Raw genomic sequence first — 18,904 nt, forward strand, 5'->3', positions numbered from 1 at the left:
TCCTCTCTCCTTTACACAATCATTCGAACGGCTACAACACCTGTAATTTTGCTTATATTTTCTACAATATTCTCTTTTATTATATCATCAATTCCGTTATCGATATCAATCATTGTGTATGCCCAAGAATGTTTACTACGATTAGTCATATCGGCAATATTAATATGATGTTCCGCTAAGCATCCTGTAATTTGCCCTACCATATTCGGGACGTTTTGATGCATAATTGTAATGCGTTTCTTTCCGATATACGGCAGCTCAACATTTGGATAGTTGACTGAATTACGTATATTTCCTGTCTCTAAATATTCACGTAATTGACGTGCTGCCATTACTGCACAATTTTCTTCTGATTCAGACGTAGATGCACCAAGGTGAGGCGTCGCTGTTACATTTTTCATCTTTATTACATTTTCATTCGGGAAGTCCGTTACGTAATGTGTAATAATATCTTCTTCTAATGCTTTTTGAAGAACCTTTTCATCTACAAGTTCTCCTCTAGAGAAATTAAATAGACGCATCCCTCTTTTCATCTTCTCTACAGCGTGTTCCCCAATAATCCCCTTCGTTTGATTCGTAAGAGGAATATGCAATGTAATATAATCACATGTTGCAAAAATTTCATCAAGGCTAAATGCTCTTTGCACATGTGTAGAAAGACGCCAAGCTGTTTCAACTGAAATGTAAGGGTCATATCCGATAACATCCATCCCTAACGCTAACGCATCGTTCGCAACTAAAGCACCGATTGCGCCAAGTCCGATAACACCTAGACGTTTCCCTGCAATTTCTGATCCAACAAATTGTTTTTTTCCTGATTCAACAAGCTGTGGTACTTCTTCACCCTCTAAGTTTTTCGTCCAACTTACACCATTAATAATGTTACGTGAAGACATAATAAGACTGGCAATAATGAGTTCCTTTACAGCGTTTGCATTTGCCCCCGGCGTGTTAAATACTACAATTCCTTTTTCTGTACATCGCTCGACAGGAATATTATTTACACCAGCGCCAGCTCTTGCAATCGCCTTTAAGTCTTTTGAAAACTCTTCTTGATGTAAAGAGTAGCTACGAAGCAAAATTCCATCTGGATGATTGATTCTATCTCCTACTTCATAACGTTCTTCAGTAAAAACTTGCAAACCTTTTTCTGCAATTTGATTTAACGTTTGAACACGAAACATATCCCCATCTCCCTATCTATTCTCAAGCTCAAATTCCTTCATATAATTTACTAATTGCTGTACGCCTTGTACTGGCATCGCATTGTAAATACTAGCGCGCATACCACCGACTGATCGATGCCCTTTTAACGTAACAAGTCCTCGTTCTTTCGCTTTTTGTAAAAACTCACTGTTCAGCTCTTCTGACGGTGTTGTAAACGGAATGTTCATAAGTGATCGATACGTAGGATCAACTGGTGAAGTAAACAATTTTGATTCATCTAAGAAATTATAAAGAAGTGAAGATTTCATTCTATTTTGTTCTTCAATCGCAGATACTCCGCCTTGCTCTTTCAACCACTCTAGTACAAGTTTCGTTACGTAAATACTAAAGGACGGCGGTGTATTATATAAGGAGTTATTTTTACTGTAAGTTTCATAATTTAACATTGTCGGACAAGAGCGATCTGCTTCCCCAATTAAATCTCTTTTTATAATAGCAATCGTTAAGCCCGCAGGTCCTAAATTCTTTTGCGCCCCCGCATATATAAGACCAAACTTCGAAACATCATATCGCTCTGATAAAATATTTGAGGACATATCCGCAACGAGCGGCACTTTTTCTACATGTGGAATGTCCACATATTTTGTCCCCTCAATTGTATTATTCGTTGTAATATGTACATAATCTAGTTTTTCATCACTTAATAAACCGTCCAGTTTAGGAATCGTAGTAAACTTCTCTTGCTCGGAAGAAGCAATCACTTGTACTTCCCCAACTTTTTCGGCTTCTTGCAATGCCTTTTTAGACCATGAGCCAGTTAGTACGTATCCAGCTTTTTTATACGTATTCATTAAGTTCAACGGTATCATAGAGAATTGTAATGACGCACCGCCTTGTAAAAATAAAACTTCATACTCATCAGGGATGCTCATTAATTCACGAAGTAAGTTACTCGCTTCCTCTATAATACTTTGAAAATAAGAAGATCGATGACTCATTTCCATAATAGACATGCCTGTCCCGTTATAATTTAATAGCTCCTTTTGCACTTTCTCTAAAACTGGCAAAGGGAGTATTGATGGTCCTGCTGAAAAATTATAGACTCTCTCCATTACCCTCATAACCTCCCTATTTCTCATCGGATTATTTTTTAAACTTTCTGAATTATAACCTAAAATATAATATGTGGTCAATTTGTTTTCTATTATTAGGGCGCAAGACGCGATGGAATCGCTTGCAAGTGCAGACTTTTTTATGGACATATAAAAAAGTGTTAAGTACATAATCGTACTTAACACTCTAATAATGAAAGAATAATAGCTAATCGTTCGTAAAGAACCGATCAAAAATTTGATAAATAGCAGAGAGACCAATGAGCCAATAAATAGTGTCCACAAGCGCCGGCATAGAACCAAACCATTTCTCAACTACATTGTAATCTAACGCTACAAATAACCAATTCAAACCGCCAAGAATCACCAAAATTACTGTAAGGTAAGACAAAAATTTCATTATGATTGCCCCCTAGGTGATAAGATGGTGAAAGGCCTTTCACTAGAAATATATGTAGTAAACTTTAAAACTTACCTATTTTATAAAATTTATTTTCTGTACCACCCGTTAATAACTGCCTCTGCTTCTTTACTATGTATTTGATACGCATGTGTACTATCATTAGAGCCAATAAACCAAATTGAAAAACCTTTAAAATATGGTTTCGGTTCTAATACATCGCGGTAAGCACGCCATCCATTTAATTGCACATCCTTCGAAAACACATTTGAAACATCTGGATTCCATGGATTTTGTAATCCAAGTTCACGTGCTGGAACGTTAAATCCACCGAAGTAAACTGGCTTTCCTGTTGCATTATGTAATTGTTCCAATTGCTGAACAACATTTTGCCCACGATTATATACTGTTGTCGCAAATAAACTTTGCTTCACTTCTTCATATGTTGGATTTCTTTTTCCTGAAACTTCAAACCAACTGTCTATGCTAACAATATCCACCTTTTTTAAATACGGGCGATTGATTTTCTCTTCAAACTTCGCTTCATAAGAAGGGTCCCAGCTTGCTGTTAACCACCAGTTCATTTGATACAAAACATTTCCTTGATACTGATTACGAACAAAATCAATTGTATCGCTCCAGTATCCTTCTGCATACTCCATATTCACGAAATTAGAAGCAATCTTTAGTCCATACACATTGTATTTACTTGTAATGGAATTAAAAATATCTTGCAGAATAACCGTCTTCCAATTCCAGAAGAAATCATTAATGTTACTTGGGTTCCATTCTGTCTCTCCAACATTCCCCTGCTGAATATACGGGAACGGTTCCACTATAACTTGAATATTACGCTTTAATAATTCTTGAATTAAAATAATAGCTTGTTGCTTTTGCGCTTGATTAATTACCATGTTAGTAGAAGTCACATTTGGGATATCTACTTGAATCGGTACATTTACTGTATTTAAATTTAAGCGCTCTACATCAGCTAATACTTTCGCTACATTTCCAACTTCCCATACTGTTACGTTTCCTGATTTGATTTTTCCAGATTGAACAGTATTTACATCTGCCTGTACATTTCCTTGAAAACAAAAAGAAAACAACATAAGAAACACTCCTAAAAAACTTATTAAACTCTTATTTTTCTTCACAACTTTCCCCCTATAATTTTTGGCTTTCTTGATTATTTTATACAACGTTTCATATATATTCCACAAAAAATCCAATAAATTTTTATTGATAAAAATGCTATTCATCCTTTATTCACATCTTACTCATACTAAGCTCCTAAAAATAGTAAGATAAATAAAAAAGGAACGGATTTCCGCTCCTTTTTTATCTTTTTACAATTATCAATCCATTTCCCTTTTAGGCTCTACCAACATGATATGGGATTCCTTTTCAGTGAAAGGTTTATGCTCAACGCCTCTCGGGACAATAAACATCTCGCCTTTAGAAATTTTCACCTGTCCATCACGAAAATCGATGAACATCTCCCCTTCAAGCACAATAAATAGCTTATCTGTATTAGGATGCTCATGCCATATAAAATCTCCATTAGCTTTAAAAAGCTGAATTTGATCGTCATTCATTTCACCAATCACTTGTGGATACCAATAATCGTTAATTTTAGATAACTCGTCATTTAGTTTAATAGGTTGGTAATGGATAATAATCCCTCCTCACTTTCAAATTCCACTATATTACAGTAATATAAGTAAAAAAGTCGTTATTACGCTTAAAAAGAAAATGCTCCGGCCAGAACTTTTCATTCAGATAGTACAAAGGAGTGATTTCAATGAAAGTACTTTCAATCCAATGTTTCCTTTAACTCTCCATAAGTATAGAACAGTGATTTTCAAATAAGAATGGACCCCTGTTGACATTAGTATGGATTATTGATGAACTTCTCGCGATATTTAGTAGGCGAAATGCCAACTCGCTTCTTGAAAACTCTACTAAAATAAAAAGGGTCTGCGATTCCAACAGCCTGCGCAATTTGTTGTACAGGCACATCACTTGTACATAACATTTTTTGAGCCATCTTTATACGATAGTTCAATAAATATTCTGCTGCCCCCATACCTGCATGCTTTCTAAACACGTAAGAAAGACGATTTCGATTAACATTATTTTGTTCTGTAAGTGTATGAATTGTAATATCTTTATAATAGTATTTACGAACGTAACTAGATATTCGTTCGAATAAAGTATGCGACTCATAATTGCTTTCTCTATTGAAAACACTTAATAAAGCTTCATTCAACGCTTCGCGAAACAGCATTTCGGTCTGAAACATCGAAATGCCTCCACGCTGATTATATACATCCCAAAGACGCATAAGTAATTCGACAAGACGAGGAGATTGTCCTGTTAATAATTCAAAATGCTGATGAGTAAATCCAGAGTCTTCTCGTTCTGAATTGCTTATCCGATATAAAACAAGAATATATTCCCAGTTTATTTCACCAAGCATTTTATGGGCTAATGTCATTTTTGCACCCCCATGTATAACTTTTCCTGGGGAAAGAGTATACGGCGTACCATTAAATTGAAATTGCGTCTTCCCTGTAATTGGAAATACAAATCCTGGGAAATAATCTGTAGACTCAGCAAAAGGCACACCTGGATTTTTAGCATAACGATATACTCCTTCTACTCGGAAAGGAGTATTGGCAAGATACTCTGCTAACTCATTCACGTCTAACTTCACAATACACGCCTCATTTCAATAATAGTTTTCTTGTAATTCGCGAGATTAATTGGTGTACATTCTGGGAAACGCTAAACTAAAAATAGTACATACAACTTAACAAGATCTGGTTATTAACCTATAAATATATTGTTTTTCATTTATTGACCAAAGTATCCTCCCTATATTATTGATAATGATTTTCATTGTAGTTTGGTAAAAAAACATTTGTCAAGTTGGCTGGCCTAGAAAAATGATGAAACAAGGGGGATAGAGGAACAGTTCTGTTGCAAATAATACCTAGTCTTTGTTAACTAATTCCCCTCAAAACTGGAATGATCATGTTAATAGTTGTAATGACTTTATTAGTTACAGCACTTACAGCATGTGGAAATAATCGTAATCCTGAAGAATTTGCTACAGCGTATTTCGAAGATGGAAACAGCCTACTATCAAATTAAATGATAGTAGGCTGGCTGTTAAAATTATTTAAGAACTGGGTTATGTTCTAAATGATAAGCTTTCATTATCAAAAAGAGTATTACTAGTTCCCTCCACAAACAAAAACACCCTATCACTTCGGTTCTAAATTTAGCACCTTCCCCTCTATCCCCTCCGTATTCAATGTAGTCGTATGATACGTGCCATTTACCCAATCATCTATTTGATCATGATACCAATCGCTTCTAAAATGGCCCGACTGTCCTGGCCCTACGATATGATAACCGTTTGACATATCTTTCGTATCAATAATGAATCTCCAAGACGCCCCGTGATTTACAATGCCGTTTTCGCCGTAACTCGCTGCTTGCACGGTAACTTGGCTCCCACCAATCGGAACTGGTTTCTCACGATTAAAAGCGAGTAATGCTAACATACTCGATGATTTCGAAATGGGATGTGTAAAAGCGAGTTGATGGTAATCGCCCCACTTCCACTCTCCAATATCGGGTCCATATTCCTTCTGCAATTTCTTCATTACATTCTCGTACGATGTATGCACAACTTTTGTGAAACCTCCGTACTTCGTAAACCAAACGCTATTTTCTCCCGCTACTTCTTTTCGAATCAATTCATCAACAACTTGTGACTTCCCTTCAAATAACTCCATTACATCTTTCGGTATTTCTTTTGAAAATAACGTATTTGAAATCTCTTTCATTAACAAATGGAATATTAATGGTGCCGCTTCATCTTTACTATCGTAAAAATTCCACTTTGTTAATTGGTCTACGCCTTCTTTCTCTACCTCATTTAAAGATGCTTTATTTAACTCTTTTAAAAATATAGGAGTAAACTCTTTCCCATATAAATTCTTTTGATCCATCTGTAACTCTTCTAAATCTTTCACCGTGTACTTTTCCTTCTCTTGCAAAAATTCTTGAATACGCATTTGCCTATATGGCTGCGCCCACGTATTGCTAATATGATACGGATAATCATCATCAACAATTTTATTATTCGCAGTTGAAATAAACCCTTGTTTTGGATTAATTACTTTTGGAAGTTGATCAAACGGGATATACCCTTCCCATTCATATTCATCTGTCCATCCTGGAACAGGTAAGCTACCATCACCTTTTTTACGCACTGGTATATTTCCATTCGCTTTATAAGCAATTGTGCCGTCTTTTGATGCAAACACAAAGTTTTGGGTTGGTGTATGAAAATCTTGAAGAGCGGTTTCAAACTCATTCCAGTCTTTTGCTTTGTTCATATTTAATACAGCTTTTAACTCAGCTGAAGGTTCTAAAGCTGTCCACTTTAAAGAGAATACTGTTTTCGTTTTCTCCTTCCCCTTATCCGCAAACTCTGAAATTACTGGTCCATGCCTCGTAATCGTAACGTTATAAGGAATTGGCTTCCCGCCTTTTACTTTAATAGACTCGTCTACAACGGTAGCTTTTTCCCATTTATCGTTATACAGAAATTCATTTTCATCATTAGGATTTCTCTTCTCAATATATAAATCTTGCACATCAGGCCCTGTATTCGTAACACCCCACGCTATTTTGTCATTGTGTCCTAATATAACACCTGGTACTCCAGCGAAAATAACGCCACTCACATTTAAACCTTTCATTTCAAGTCTCGTTTGATACCAAATAGAAGGCGTCGCAAGAGATAAATGAGGATCATCTGCTAAAATTGGCTTACCTGACGCACTCTTCTCACCGCTCACAACCCAGTTATTACTACCGTTAAACTCCGGCGGAATTATCGTTTTTGAAAAACTTTGTGCTACGTCCACATTTGTATTTTTCAGTTCAGCTAGCAATCTAGGGGCATCTTTCGGATATGCAGGAAATAGCTCATTCGCTTGCTCTTTCGGAAGATTTTTCAGCGCCCAATATCGAAATGCCTGTCCGTGCCAATGTCCTCCTAAGTCAAACGCCATATACTTCCCGATTGTTAAAGTATCAACAATTGACCACTCAGCAGGTTCATAACCTAATATAGTAAACTCAACTGGTAATTTCTTTTCCTTTTTCGCCTCACGTATAAAAGCGTTCACCCCATCAGCAAATGACTGCAGGGCATCTTTCGCTTCTCCATTATATTGACTAACTGAAGCTTCGGCCGCTCGCCGTAAACCGAGTGTTCGAAACAATTTATCTCGGTCAACAGCTGCTTCCCCAACAACTTCACTTAACATACCAGAAGCTTGTCTTCTACTTAAGTCCATTTGAAACAACCGATCTTGCGCTTGTACATATCCTTGTGAAAAATATAAATCATGTGCATTTTCCGATTTAATATGCGGGACACCTTTACTATCACGCTTCACCGTAACAGCGTGTTGTAAATCCTCTAGCTTTATCGTTCCATCTATCTTTGGCATAGATTTCAGCGTATATATGTTCAAAAAAATCGCAGCGGGAAATAACTAACAAAAGAACGATACTACTAGCCCAAATAAAAATTCTTTTTCCCCTTTTTCGTTTCTTCTTTATAACGACTTCCATATAACCACCCCTTTCTCACACTATTCGCTTCTTTTTGAGAAAGAACCTTTTAAAGACATTGAAAAACCCCCTTCATTTTCCTACCAATGAAGGGGGTTTTTCTTATCGTTCGCTACGCCAACTTTCATTATGCCCAAGATTTGAATCTGTCGCTACTTGGACATCATATAACATTTCACTAAAGAAGCGTTTATCTACTTCTTTTGGTACAATACGTCTTTCATCATCAATCTCATCGTATTCATATGAACCACGATTCACTGTACCTGCTTTATAAAATTGAATGTCAAATACACATACATCTTCTTCATCTTCATAACCAATCGGCGCTCCGCTAAATGACAATTGCACGCCTAATCCGGTACGAGTATCTTCTTTGTAAAATGTATAATACACACCGCCATCTTGAACAGACCCACGGATCCATCCAAGCTTCGTCATCTTACCGAATAACGAACGACCATTTAATAAAATACCGCCAAATCTCTCAATAGCACTCTTATCATTCTTTTCTACTACAAACACTGGACGCTCAATTTGTAGGAACGGCTGAACAATTCCCGCACTTTCTAATTGCTCTTTCCATAATTCCTTCTCCGCCCCAGACAATTCTAACGGATGAACGAAACCAATAACAGTGCCAGATGAAAGTTCATAACTCTTCCCGTCAATTGTACAGAACACGCCACCTTCTGCATAACGGAATGCCTTCAGCAACTTCCCTTCCTTATACTCACCCCAAATGAGTGAAATAGAAAATTGCTTCATAATTGGATTATCCATAAATACAGATTTCCATGCATTATGTGACCAATAACGCTTTAACGAAAGTGCCGCTTCTAATCGTTGTTTTTGCATGGAAAGAGTAGTTCGGAGTTCCTTCTTTAAAGAGGCTAATTCTTTTTTAGCCTCTTCAGCCTTTTCTACATCATCTTTTGCATTCGGCTTTGGAAGTGACTTCATACGTTTTCCTTCTTCTGTCTCTAATTCAATTTTTGACTCTGTAGTTAAAATGGCAGTAAAACTTCGATTCCCGAAATCAATTATCTTTTCACCCTGTATAGTAAAGCCGAGGTCCGGCACCAATTGATCTTCCAGCTCTTCCTCTGTTATACCACGTGTTTTCGCAGCAAGACCTAGCGCTTCTTTTGCTGCATTACGTACTTGCTTATGTTTATATTTAAATGCTATTGCATGAATAGACATAAGTGCAAGCTTAGATGAAGACAAACCTAAAGCACGAACGGCATCCGCTGCTATCTTTCCTCTCATTTGAAGCACCCATTCATCAATTTGCTTTATAAGTATGTCGACCATTTTGTCGTCACTATACATTCCGTATAACGAAAGAATTCCACGCTTCTTCACATCTGCGTCTTGAGAAATCCATATTTGATATATTGTTTGCACACATTCTTTTAAGTCCTCTTCATTTAAAGCTCTACCAATTACTTCTGCCGTTTCTTTCTTCTCAATAACAGCATCTGAAATATACTGTTGTAAATAGGCTAACGGAATTGCAGCATCAGCAATTTCATCAGAGTCACGTAAACGGATTTGTGGCTCATCCCCAATCAATTGCAGAAGTGAATTTCTTATTTGTTCAGTTAAAATACGTGCACATAGTTCTTCTATTTTTTCTTCCTCCGTTTGGAATAAAAATGAGAATTTTCCTGCGAAAGATTCATTTTTACTTTCTTGCAAAGCTTCCTGTACAATTTTCGTATATTTTTCAAGCTTATACTCTATTAGTATTTTCATCACATTTTCACGAACAATCTTCTTTTTATTATGAAGTTCAACTGCTACATCTGCTGCAGCTTCCACATCTTTTGAAAGCAGTTTAACTACAGACTCACGCATTTTTTTAGATGAATCTCCTAAGCTTTTAATTAAAATTGGACGCATTTTAATCATGTTATCCTTTGCTAACTCTTCTAAAATATATGCTTTTGCCACAGCAGAATACTCATCAAATCTTTCAATGATGTACGCTTGTTCTTTTACAATTACACAAACAAGCGCTTCCTTCGCCTTATTTCTCTCTTCACTGTAGCATGCAGCTTCTTCAACTGCATAAGCGATAAGCTTTTCCTTACTTAACCCATACGAAAGCAGATCTTCTAATACTTGTTTCGGTTCTACTCCTCTGACAGAACATTCGTAAAGAAGTTCGTATAAATTAACACTATCATCATCTCCAAACTGTAGTGTAAGTACAGCTTCCCTCTTCGCTACATCATCTATATCCCAAAGAAGCGCAACCTCTAACACCGGCATACCCCAATACATACTCCTATATTTCGGATTTTTAAGTATTTGCTTCATATCCTCAAGTGACAATTTCCCTTGTAAATAATCACGATATGTATCCCGCACTGTAGACAATTTTATTTGCAAAGCAGCAACAAAAAATTCTTCTCGCATTTTCCCTATATTTAGCTCATATCCTTTTTCAGCTAACGTTCGTGCGATGATGAGATAATTCATTTTACTTACATATTGCAAAGTATGTTGAATACATTCAGGATCTTCCTCCAACATAAAGCATAGCAATTCATATTCATACGTCTTACAAAAATCCTCACTGTTCAAATCATGTTGCCTTAGACGATGCGCAAAAAATCTTTCCTTAGAAATCCAAAACTGTGTACAAAAACTTTGAATTTCTTCATATGTTTCTCTATTTACACTACCAGTTTTTTTGTAGTTTTGAGACTGACCGAGAGTGTGACACATATAACGTGTTGCATAGTTTATAAAACCCCAAACATTTTTCTTCGCCAATATTTCAATATATCGCCTCGCAACATCCGAATATTTATGAACACAAAATAATAGCCGCCAAATATGTTCCGGTAAATTCCCACCTATAAATACTTCACTATCATCTTCACCTTTTAAATACCGTTTAACTGCTTCAACCTTTTCCTTTTCCCCTAGCAGTTTTAATATAAATTCTGTATGTTCTTCTAACCTTTCATTCAATAAAGAACTATATGTACGAAACTTTTCATAATCTACATCAAACATTATGAGAAGTAATGTTAATTGTTGCTTAGTTGGTAAAGTATGTAATTGTCCCTCTATATAGTTCGGACTCTCTTTTGTTAACTCTCTAAGAAAAACATCTGCTTCATTTACATAACTTGAAATACTGGATAAATATTTACATGCGATTGCTACAAGTTTGTCCAAAGGAAGTGCACTTTTTTCTAAATAAATCTTCATTTTAGAAAAACTGACATGCGCAAAACGGACTACAAGAACATTTAATAATTGCTCCTCGAGTATATGGTAAAATAATCGAAAAAAATCCGGATCTTGTTTATGCACTTTCCTAAAATCGTTTATAAATCTCTCCGCAAAATCACTTCTTTTTTGATCACGAATTGTCGTTAGTTGAATATTTTTTAAAATCTCTTCTTCTTTTGTCTGTAAATATCGTTGTGATAATTGTTTCTGTTCTTCTGTCATATTAATATATTGAAACAACTCAGATGTACTAGTAGTCAAACTTTGTACCCCCCGCATCTTTTTATCTATTATAAAAATACCCTTATTTAATGGTAGTATAGCATAAAACTCACAAAAACGAACGTACATTCTGTATTAAATTAATGTAAATTAAAATACACTACTCAACATACATTTCCTTCTCTCTAAACTTCCCATTACAGACTTCCCCCCACTAAAATCCTTTAACTTTTTGCTACACCAATTCCTCAAAATCCCCTTCACATAAGCTAACGTTTTCTTATTATTTTCAAACGCAATTTTAAGTGCCTCTAACACTTTCTCTCCAGAAAGTCTTTGTATCCAATTCTTCAATTCCTTCACAATATATGGGGATAAACTACTAATATTTTGTTCATAAAACTTATAAACTTCACTATTTGGAACGTCCTCTTCTATGGTTTCCACCTCTTCCGCTTCTTCTTTCTCTTCAATAACTACTTGTGAACTACTATTATCCTCTTCTTTTGGCATACCAAAATGCTGCAGTACTAATGGAATCTTGTATTCTTTTTCAAGGCATTTACGTAAAAATATATGTATGAACTCATTACTTTTTACAGTCTTTAACTCACGTAATACGCACTTCTCCACATTCGTATTTGAAATAGGGTTATAGTGTAACCAATTTATTATGAATACCTCTTTCGTTTCCGTATCATATAGAATCTTTCCATACTCAACAAACCTGTTTAGCAACTTCTCAACAGTCTCCATACTATAACCTGTTTCAAGCTCTGCCACACGCTTCGGTAATATGTAGATACCACATTGCTTCGTTTTCGTACCAGTTAACAAATATATGTAAAAATAACGCTCCTCTGGCGTTAAATCTAATATGAATTCATCTTGCCAAAAGTTCACCTGCACATTACGGTATACCGCCATATGTTTCCCTCCACTCTTTGCTAGTAAATAGGAAAATTTTAATCCTTCATTATAAAGATAGGCATGCGGGAATGGTTTTGGCATTCGAATTACAATTTTTTTTACTACTACAACGCCGGTTTCATTTTTTCGTGCTTGTTTTGTTCTTGTAGTTGTTTTTGTTTTTGTTTTTGTTTTTGTTTTTGTTTTTGTTTTTGTTTTTGTTTTGCTTTTGTTTTTTCTTAGTGATTTATTACTTGGTAGGGGCTTATGAGGGGCTTGGAAGGGCATTCTACATTACAATCTATCAAATACAATTGTTCTTCCTACTAAATAGGAGCTATTCCAAATTATTATTTTGGATAGCTCCTTTCAAATTCTTCTTATTTTTTACTTCTACCAATGTCAGCTTCTACATACAATTTCTTCTGCTATTTGCGGGCAGTAAAACTCTCATTTCAAAATTTGGTGAATAAACTGCTTGATGTAAGTGCGAGTGGCCCTCACTGATTAAAGTTTCCTTTTATTTTTGCATTGAATCTAACATCTTCACAATAAAGGCAGCCGCCTGACCACGAGTTGCTGTGCCTCGAGGATCAAACTCATTATTTCCAATACCATTAACTACCTTTAAGCTGTATAATCGTTGAACCGATTCTTTGTATGTTATTAAATGCTTATCTGTAAATGGTAATGCTACTAACTCACCTGTAATTCCTTTATATCGTAATGCTTTGTCAATCATAATAGATACTTCTTCACGAGTAATTGGTGAGTTAGGATCAAAAATCCCTTCACCACGACCATTAATAATTCCTGCACTTGCACAACGTTTAATACCGTCATGAAGTGATGGATGTGCCTCATTGATATCTACAAATGACTTATTTCCCTCTGGTAGTTTAAGAGCATTCGAGATTAATTTCGCAAACTCCGCTCTCGTTACATTTCGATATGGAGCAAATACACCATTGCCTTCGCCTTGCATAATACCTAGACTGTTTAATTTACGAATATGCCCTTCAAACCATCCACCTGTAATATCATCTTTTGGTTTTTGTACTTCTTCCTTAGGCTTTTGTACTTCTTCCTTTGGTACATTGTAGTTAATTTTAATCCAACTTGGGTCATAGAAAATCCATTCTCCATTACCTACTTTATACCAACCATTTTTAACCGCTAATACTTTGTAACGATCTCCGTTTGAAGCTTTACGTACAACACGATGTTCAATGCCCGCATCACTACGTACATTGATGCCACTACCATTTACCACTAGTTCCATGCTAGGTTCAGCTGGATTATTTTCATTTGGATTAAATGAGTCATTTTTATCTTGTAAAGGCGTATCAATCTGCGCATTTATATTTGCATACCACTGAATTCCTTGTACGAAACCAGCCCAATTACCTCGTGAAATTAAAATGTCAGGACATTTTTTCCCACTCCATTGTTGATGCTTGTATATATGATCTGCACCAATTCCTTCTTTGTTCATTAAATAACCTGCAAGTCGTTTTGCATTTTCTAACGCTTTATTGTAATCACCGTCTTGGTTAACCGCAATCTCGATACCGATAGACTCCCTGTTTCCTGAACCATCTCCATCTCCTGCATGCCAACCATTTTCGTTTGTTGGTAAGTGTTGATAAATTTGTTTATCATCTACAGTAAAATGCCATGAAGCTGTTCGGAAAGTGCCTTCAGTTGCTTGCTTGTATAAATATTTCGCATGATTTTCAGCATTAGCACCAGCGGCTGTATTTGCGGTCTCATGGATTGTAATGTAACGTGCTTTCATCGGATTCGCAGGACGAATATCAGGATTTCCTGCTGGAACAATCCACTCCACAAATGGAACTCCTGCAAGTGTTCCATATTTCTTCGTACTCTGTGCACTATATTGAATACCTCTTGGCTTTGCAACAGGTTTCATTTGACGATCAGATCCATCATTTCGACCATCTACAGATTCAAATGCCCTTTCAATGTTTGAAATAGCTTCCTTTTCTGCTACTTGTCCCTTCTTAGCATCTTGCATTTTGTTTAATTCTTCTGTTTCATCATGTTTATGCTTATATTCTTCTAAAAGCATTTTTTCATTTTCAGATACTTCTGCTTCGTTAATTTGTACATGATCAGGAACTTCCAACTTGAAATTAGAATAATTTAATCCGCTCGTTCCGTGTTCTCCTTGGGCAATATTAAGTTGATCAGTTTGAGATTTGTTGATCTCTTCTGCTGATGCTGATAAAGGTACGCTCCCTAAAATCACTAGACTTGTTGATAGTGCGATTACTTGTTGTTTGATTGTCTTATTCATTATTATAATAATAGATACATACACATTCCCGCCGTGTATGTATCTCAACCTCCCTTTATTGTCACATTAATTTTTTAAAATATGAATCTACTATGTACTTTTAATGCATTTTCTTTTTATTCATATATTTAAATTATCATATTTTATACCCACTAAGAAAATATTTATATGTCATCCCTACAGATGAATTTCATCTAACATACTTTTTATAAAATTCATCAACAAACATTATTTTACAACTAATTACAAATACCGTCAAAATAATCAATTTAGACTTAGACAAATAACTGGCATACAATTTCATAATAAGAGATCCTATACTATCGAAATACATCTATTCCAAATTCCCTTTAACGTTTTCAACAATCTCATTTATCGTATTCCGATCAAACTTATCACTAATTTCATATGACTCACGATCTCCTACGAATTGCACGCCTACGATATCATTGCGATCCTTACCGTATTGCACTTCAATAATAGATCCTCGCTCTATTTGTTTCCAAATGAGACCTGCTTCATCTTTATTATCTAAAATAATGCAGTCTTCAATATTTTCATCAATCCCAATTAATTTATTATCATCCATATATCCAATCTCGTATTGTTGCCGTTCTTTCGCTTTGCCACTTACTAATATACCTTTGCTACCATATGAGTAATCCATATAGTCCTTTTTCTCCGTTTGTACTGCTTTCGGCTTTTGTGCTTCAGTTTTTTCAGCAGCCCCACAACCTGTAATAAAACTGATTGGGATAACCACTATTAATACTAATCTAGTAAATTTCTTTATCATTTGTAACCAACCTCATATATTTAATGTAAAACTCCATTTATTACTTCTATTAAAGAATAACATGATACTAAGTAAACAGAACGAAAGATAACATATTATTTACATACCCACTCTTTAATGAAGGACCAGGCCATTTAAACCTAGTCCTCCATAACTTTAACTTTGCTTCACATACTTAATTGTATGAAATGACGTCTCATTAAATAATTGCAAGTTTTCCCCATCATAATCTTGAACTTTATATGCTATTTTCTTTTTTTGAATTGTATCTTCTACACCGTCTACTAAACGTTTATTGAGATGTAAATAGATTGTAAAAGCTTCCTTATCATATTCCCAAGTTCCTTCAATATAATTCTTTTTATTTGGATACTCACCTTTACCATACGTTTCAAATGTCTTATCACCTTTTAAAATGAGTGACATATTAAAACCGTCTGTTCCTTGGAATCCCCAATTACCGATTAATTCCGTACCATCTTTCACATTCTTCATAACGTTATCTGTATTAATTCCAGCTTTCTTATCTAACTCTTTCAAATCTTTCACAGATACTGTACCGTCACCGATTTTAATATCCCCTTCAAGATCTTTGAATGCCTTAAGCCAGTAAATATCTCCTTCTTTCACTAACTTTTCGGATTTCTCCATTAACTCTTTATCAGTCTTATCGCCTTTTTCTCTTTTTTCTTTTCGGGTGAATACTTCATTTATTAAAGAAAAAGACTCTCTAAAATAACCAATTGCTTTTTCAAAATCCTTTTGTTGATTTACATACTCTGCAGGGGGATCTATCGACTCAAATTTATCTAACACTTTATTTAATTCTTTCACACTATCTACTATATCTGATTTCTTTTTCTTACCGTCAAAAACCTCTCTTGTAATATTGTTATGCTCCGCAAACAACTTATCAAACTCTACCCCTAATTTATACACTTTATTAGGATAGTCTTCCTTTGAAACTTTTTCTTTCTTACTATTAGACTTCGATTCTTTTACTTTAGACTCTTCCGTTTTCTCCTGTTTAGAAGTGTTCGTTTTCTCAGAAACTCCACAACCAAATAACAACATGACCGGAACTGCTACCCCTAGTAGTTTCTTTGCATTCATGACTGATTTCTCCTTCTACTTGAATGGATTACTCTTGCTATACCCATCCTCTTTTTTTATCTTGTAATTAAAGTTACAATCGCAATAACTCCTAGAATCGGTCCCCAATATTCCATTTTTATAAAAAATAATGAGTGCTTTTTGTTAAACATAACTTTTTCACCAGTTTCGGCATCTATATAAACTTTCCCATCTGGCTTATTAATATATTTACCTAAATACCAAGACATAACCCCTGATATAATAAACATTACCGCCATTGGCCAACTATGGTCTTGAAAATATGTAGCGTCCCCCGTTATAGATCCAAAGATAGCCTTACCCAAAAGAGTATTAATAATTACAATAATTGCGACTAAAAAACCCCAACCAGACCAAATAATCATCTATTTCTCCTCCTAAAGCGTACAACTTTGTACTTTATGTTAATTTGAACTGCAAACGAAAATGTTTAAAAAACCGAATATTCAGACGTTGATAATTATATTTAGCTTACATTCGATTCTAACTTTAATGTCCTAAATGCAAATGAACCAGATATAATTTGTAAAATTGTCGGAATAAGTAAAAAGAATAATGACATAAACAACATAACTATAGGAATCACAATCATACAAACTCCATAAACTTTATTATTAACCTTGTTTACTAAACACGATAAAATGAAAAATCCTATTTGAACCGTTAAAATAATAGAGTAATAAGCTAAAAGTTCGTAATCAACACCTTCCATAATATTAAACGCTACAACTATTAATATTATGGAAATAATAATTCCCAAAATGCCACCAATTAAACCTAATACAAATTCAGGTGTTCTTGTCAATTCAATCCCCCTTTTTTGAAAAACTAACAACTTGTATATTTTTCCCATTCACCATCATACCAAATATTTATTGGAAAAACTATACAAATCATTTTTATTCTACTGTACTTTACTTCTAACTATAGATAACTTGTAGCAGTTACAAAATTAAAACCTTCACAATTACTTACTGAATTGTCATATTGAAAATTATAAATTAAAACGATAGAATTATAGGATTTATTTAATTTAACTACTTCCTTAATTCGAGAAAGTATTTTATCATCATATGAACATCCCGTTAATAACATAGAAATGTCATCACTCGCTTCTTCTAACACTTCCTTTTCAATAAAATCTTCATCTACATCAATCATATCAATATTAAAATCAACAAAAAATCTTGCTGGTATAGAGTCTCCTTCTTCATCATACGTAACATCTATATATGTATCCAACTGATCTTGCGTTTGCATATTACCGAACCATATTGAAACCATTCCGTGTACTTCCATTAATAGCGTCCTCCATTATGAATATATATTCTCATTCAACTTACGCTGTAAAATTCATGATTTTTATAAAAACCATTTCTTCTTTCCTTTCAGTCAAATAGGATTATTCGGAAATTCATTGTCATACTTATTAATTAGCTCTTTATCATTTTCATCAATTGGTACTTCACCTAAGTATTTATGTTTCCAAATAATCATCTGATCACTAAAACTATATTCTGTATCGAACCAATTTGTATAATCGAAATGCATGTTAAATTTCCCACTATGTTCAAGAGACATTGTAAAGGAATACCAAAGTTCTTGGTGGTTATCTTTGAAAACATTTCTTAATTCCTTACTCAATTTATATAAAAAATCTTCTTTCCTTTCAAACTCCTCTTCATCAACTTCGTATTTAAAAGGAATTTCTACACTATACTTATAATTTTCTTTATTTCTGAAGTTGTTATAGAAAAAGTAAGTTCCCCCTCCATCTTCTGATATTTGTGCATAAAAATAAAATTTCTCCCATTCTTCTGGAATCATGGCATGAACCGTTTCCGCTATCTCTCTATATAATCGATTCAATTTTATTTCCAATTGAATACCCCCTATTTGATTTTCATCATTCACTTTTTCTATAT

Annotated in this window: 16 protein-coding genes and 1 pseudogene; 1 reads left to right on the forward strand and 16 read right to left on the reverse strand. The window is 34.7% G+C overall.

Annotated features, from left to right (window positions below):
- Positions 1-11: 11 nt before the first annotated feature.
- The 6 genes from BC_RS16230 to BC_RS16255 form a co-directional block, all read right to left on the reverse strand.
- Complete coding sequence (locus BC_RS16230; protein ID WP_000490229.1) at positions 12-1,184, reverse strand: 3-phosphoglycerate dehydrogenase family protein; 1,173 nt, start codon at positions 1,182-1,184, stop codon at positions 12-14.
- 12 nt (positions 1,185-1,196) lie between these two features.
- Complete coding sequence (gene serC / locus BC_RS16235; RefSeq protein ID WP_000442921.1) at positions 1,197-2,279, reverse strand: 3-phosphoserine/phosphohydroxythreonine transaminase; 1,083 nt, start codon at positions 2,277-2,279, stop codon at positions 1,197-1,199.
- A 208-nt stretch (positions 2,280-2,487) separates the two neighbouring features.
- Positions 2,488-2,679, reverse strand: a complete 192-nt coding sequence (locus BC_RS16240; RefSeq protein WP_000670804.1) for a DUF378 domain-containing protein — start codon at positions 2,677-2,679, stop codon at positions 2,488-2,490.
- A gap of 89 nt (positions 2,680-2,768) precedes the next feature.
- A complete protein-coding gene (locus BC_RS16245) occupies positions 2,769-3,836 on the reverse strand; it encodes a glycoside hydrolase family 113 (protein ID WP_000739792.1) in 1,068 nt (355 codons plus the stop codon).
- 201 nt (positions 3,837-4,037) lie between these two features.
- Positions 4,038-4,277 (reverse strand): cupin domain-containing protein, encoded by a 240-nt coding sequence (locus BC_RS16250; RefSeq protein WP_000997182.1) that lies wholly within the window; start codon positions 4,275-4,277, stop codon positions 4,038-4,040.
- Between the two features lie 293 nt (positions 4,278-4,570).
- Positions 4,571-5,398, reverse strand: a complete 828-nt coding sequence (locus tag BC_RS16255) for a helix-turn-helix transcriptional regulator (protein WP_000762819.1) — start codon at positions 5,396-5,398, stop codon at positions 4,571-4,573.
- 314 nt (positions 5,399-5,712) lie between these two features.
- Between BC_RS16255 and BC_RS28220 the strand changes: the two genes are divergently transcribed.
- The gene (locus BC_RS28220) at positions 5,713-5,838 is read left to right on the forward strand and encodes a hypothetical protein (protein WP_106403835.1); all 126 of its coding nucleotides are present in this window, start codon (positions 5,713-5,715) and stop codon (positions 5,836-5,838) included.
- A gap of 113 nt (positions 5,839-5,951) precedes the next feature.
- Here BC_RS28220 and BC_RS16260 read toward each other — a convergent pair.
- The 10 genes and pseudogenes from BC_RS16260 to BC_RS16305 all read right to left on the reverse strand — a co-directional run bounded on the left by BC_RS16260 (position 5,952) and on the right by BC_RS16305 (position 18,860).
- Positions 5,952-8,343: pseudogene (locus BC_RS16260) on the reverse strand (penicillin acylase family protein).
- Positions 8,344-8,445: 102 nt separating this feature from the next.
- Positions 8,446-11,859, reverse strand: coding sequence for a DUF4132 domain-containing protein (locus BC_RS16265; RefSeq protein ID WP_000213800.1), 3,414 nt, complete (start codon positions 11,857-11,859; stop codon positions 8,446-8,448).
- A 111-nt stretch (positions 11,860-11,970) separates the two neighbouring features.
- Positions 11,971-12,831, reverse strand: coding sequence for a DnaD domain-containing protein (locus BC_RS16270; protein ID WP_106403839.1), 861 nt, complete (start codon positions 12,829-12,831; stop codon positions 11,971-11,973).
- Positions 12,832-13,249: 418 nt separating this feature from the next.
- On the reverse strand, positions 13,250-15,049 hold the full coding sequence (locus tag BC_RS16275; RefSeq protein ID WP_002195707.1) for an S-layer homology domain-containing protein: 1,800 nt from the start codon (positions 15,047-15,049) through the stop codon (positions 13,250-13,252).
- Positions 15,050-15,383: 334 nt separating this feature from the next.
- Positions 15,384-15,845 carry a hypothetical protein gene (locus BC_RS16280; protein ID WP_000591632.1) on the reverse strand — a complete coding sequence of 154 codons (462 nt, stop codon included), beginning with the start codon at positions 15,843-15,845 and terminating at the stop codon, positions 15,384-15,386.
- Positions 15,846-16,001: 156 nt separating this feature from the next.
- Positions 16,002-16,958: a DUF3994 domain-containing protein gene (locus BC_RS16285; RefSeq protein ID WP_000992203.1), complete on the reverse strand. Its 957-nt coding sequence runs from the start codon at positions 16,956-16,958 to the stop codon at positions 16,002-16,004.
- A gap of 56 nt (positions 16,959-17,014) precedes the next feature.
- A complete protein-coding gene (locus tag BC_RS16290; protein ID WP_000587853.1) occupies positions 17,015-17,344 on the reverse strand; it encodes a hypothetical protein in 330 nt (109 codons plus the stop codon).
- Positions 17,345-17,445: 101 nt separating this feature from the next.
- The gene (locus tag BC_RS16295; protein ID WP_000198846.1) at positions 17,446-17,784 is read right to left on the reverse strand and encodes a DUF4064 domain-containing protein; all 339 of its coding nucleotides are present in this window, start codon (positions 17,782-17,784) and stop codon (positions 17,446-17,448) included.
- Between the two features lie 119 nt (positions 17,785-17,903).
- A complete protein-coding gene (locus tag BC_RS16300) occupies positions 17,904-18,278 on the reverse strand; it encodes an immunity 22 family protein (protein ID WP_000451794.1) in 375 nt (124 codons plus the stop codon).
- Positions 18,279-18,371: 93 nt separating this feature from the next.
- The gene (locus BC_RS16305; protein ID WP_000403546.1) at positions 18,372-18,860 is read right to left on the reverse strand and encodes an antitoxin YezG family protein; all 489 of its coding nucleotides are present in this window, start codon (positions 18,858-18,860) and stop codon (positions 18,372-18,374) included.
- Between the last annotated feature and the right edge of the window lie 44 nt (positions 18,861-18,904).

The organism is Bacillus cereus ATCC 14579, from assembly GCF_000007825.1.
GTDB lineage: Bacteria > Bacillota > Bacilli > Bacillales > Bacillaceae_G > Bacillus_A > Bacillus_A cereus.

Bases quoted from the DNA above. Each gene is read 5' to 3' on its own strand.
- BC_RS16230 (WP_000490229.1), bottom strand. From the start codon at position 1,184: ATGTTTCGTGTTCAAACGTTAAATCAAATTGCAGAAAAAGGTTTGCAA.
- serC (WP_000442921.1), bottom strand. From the start codon at position 2,279: ATGGAGAGAGTCTATAATTTTTCAGCAGGACCATCAATACTCCCTTTG.
- BC_RS16240 (WP_000670804.1), bottom strand. From the start codon at position 2,679: ATGAAATTTTTGTCTTACCTTACAGTAATTTTGGTGATTCTTGGCGGT.
- BC_RS16250 (WP_000997182.1), bottom strand. From the start codon at position 4,277: ATGAATGACGATCAAATTCAGCTTTTTAAAGCTAATGGAGATTTTATA.
- BC_RS28220 (WP_106403835.1), top strand. From the start codon at position 5,713: ATGATCATGTTAATAGTTGTAATGACTTTATTAGTTACAGCACTTACA.
- BC_RS16270 (WP_106403839.1), bottom strand. From the start codon at position 12,831: ATGCCAAAACCATTCCCGCATGCCTATCTTTATAATGAAGGATTAAAA.
- BC_RS16275 (WP_002195707.1), bottom strand. From the start codon at position 15,049: ATGAATAAGACAATCAAACAACAAGTAATCGCACTATCAACAAGTCTA.
- BC_RS16280 (WP_000591632.1), bottom strand. From the start codon at position 15,845: ATGATAAAGAAATTTACTAGATTAGTATTAATAGTGGTTATCCCAATC.
- BC_RS16285 (WP_000992203.1), bottom strand. From the start codon at position 16,958: ATGAATGCAAAGAAACTACTAGGGGTAGCAGTTCCGGTCATGTTGTTA.
- BC_RS16290 (WP_000587853.1), bottom strand. From the start codon at position 17,344: ATGATTATTTGGTCTGGTTGGGGTTTTTTAGTCGCAATTATTGTAATT.
- BC_RS16300 (WP_000451794.1), bottom strand. From the start codon at position 18,278: ATGGAAGTACACGGAATGGTTTCAATATGGTTCGGTAATATGCAAACG.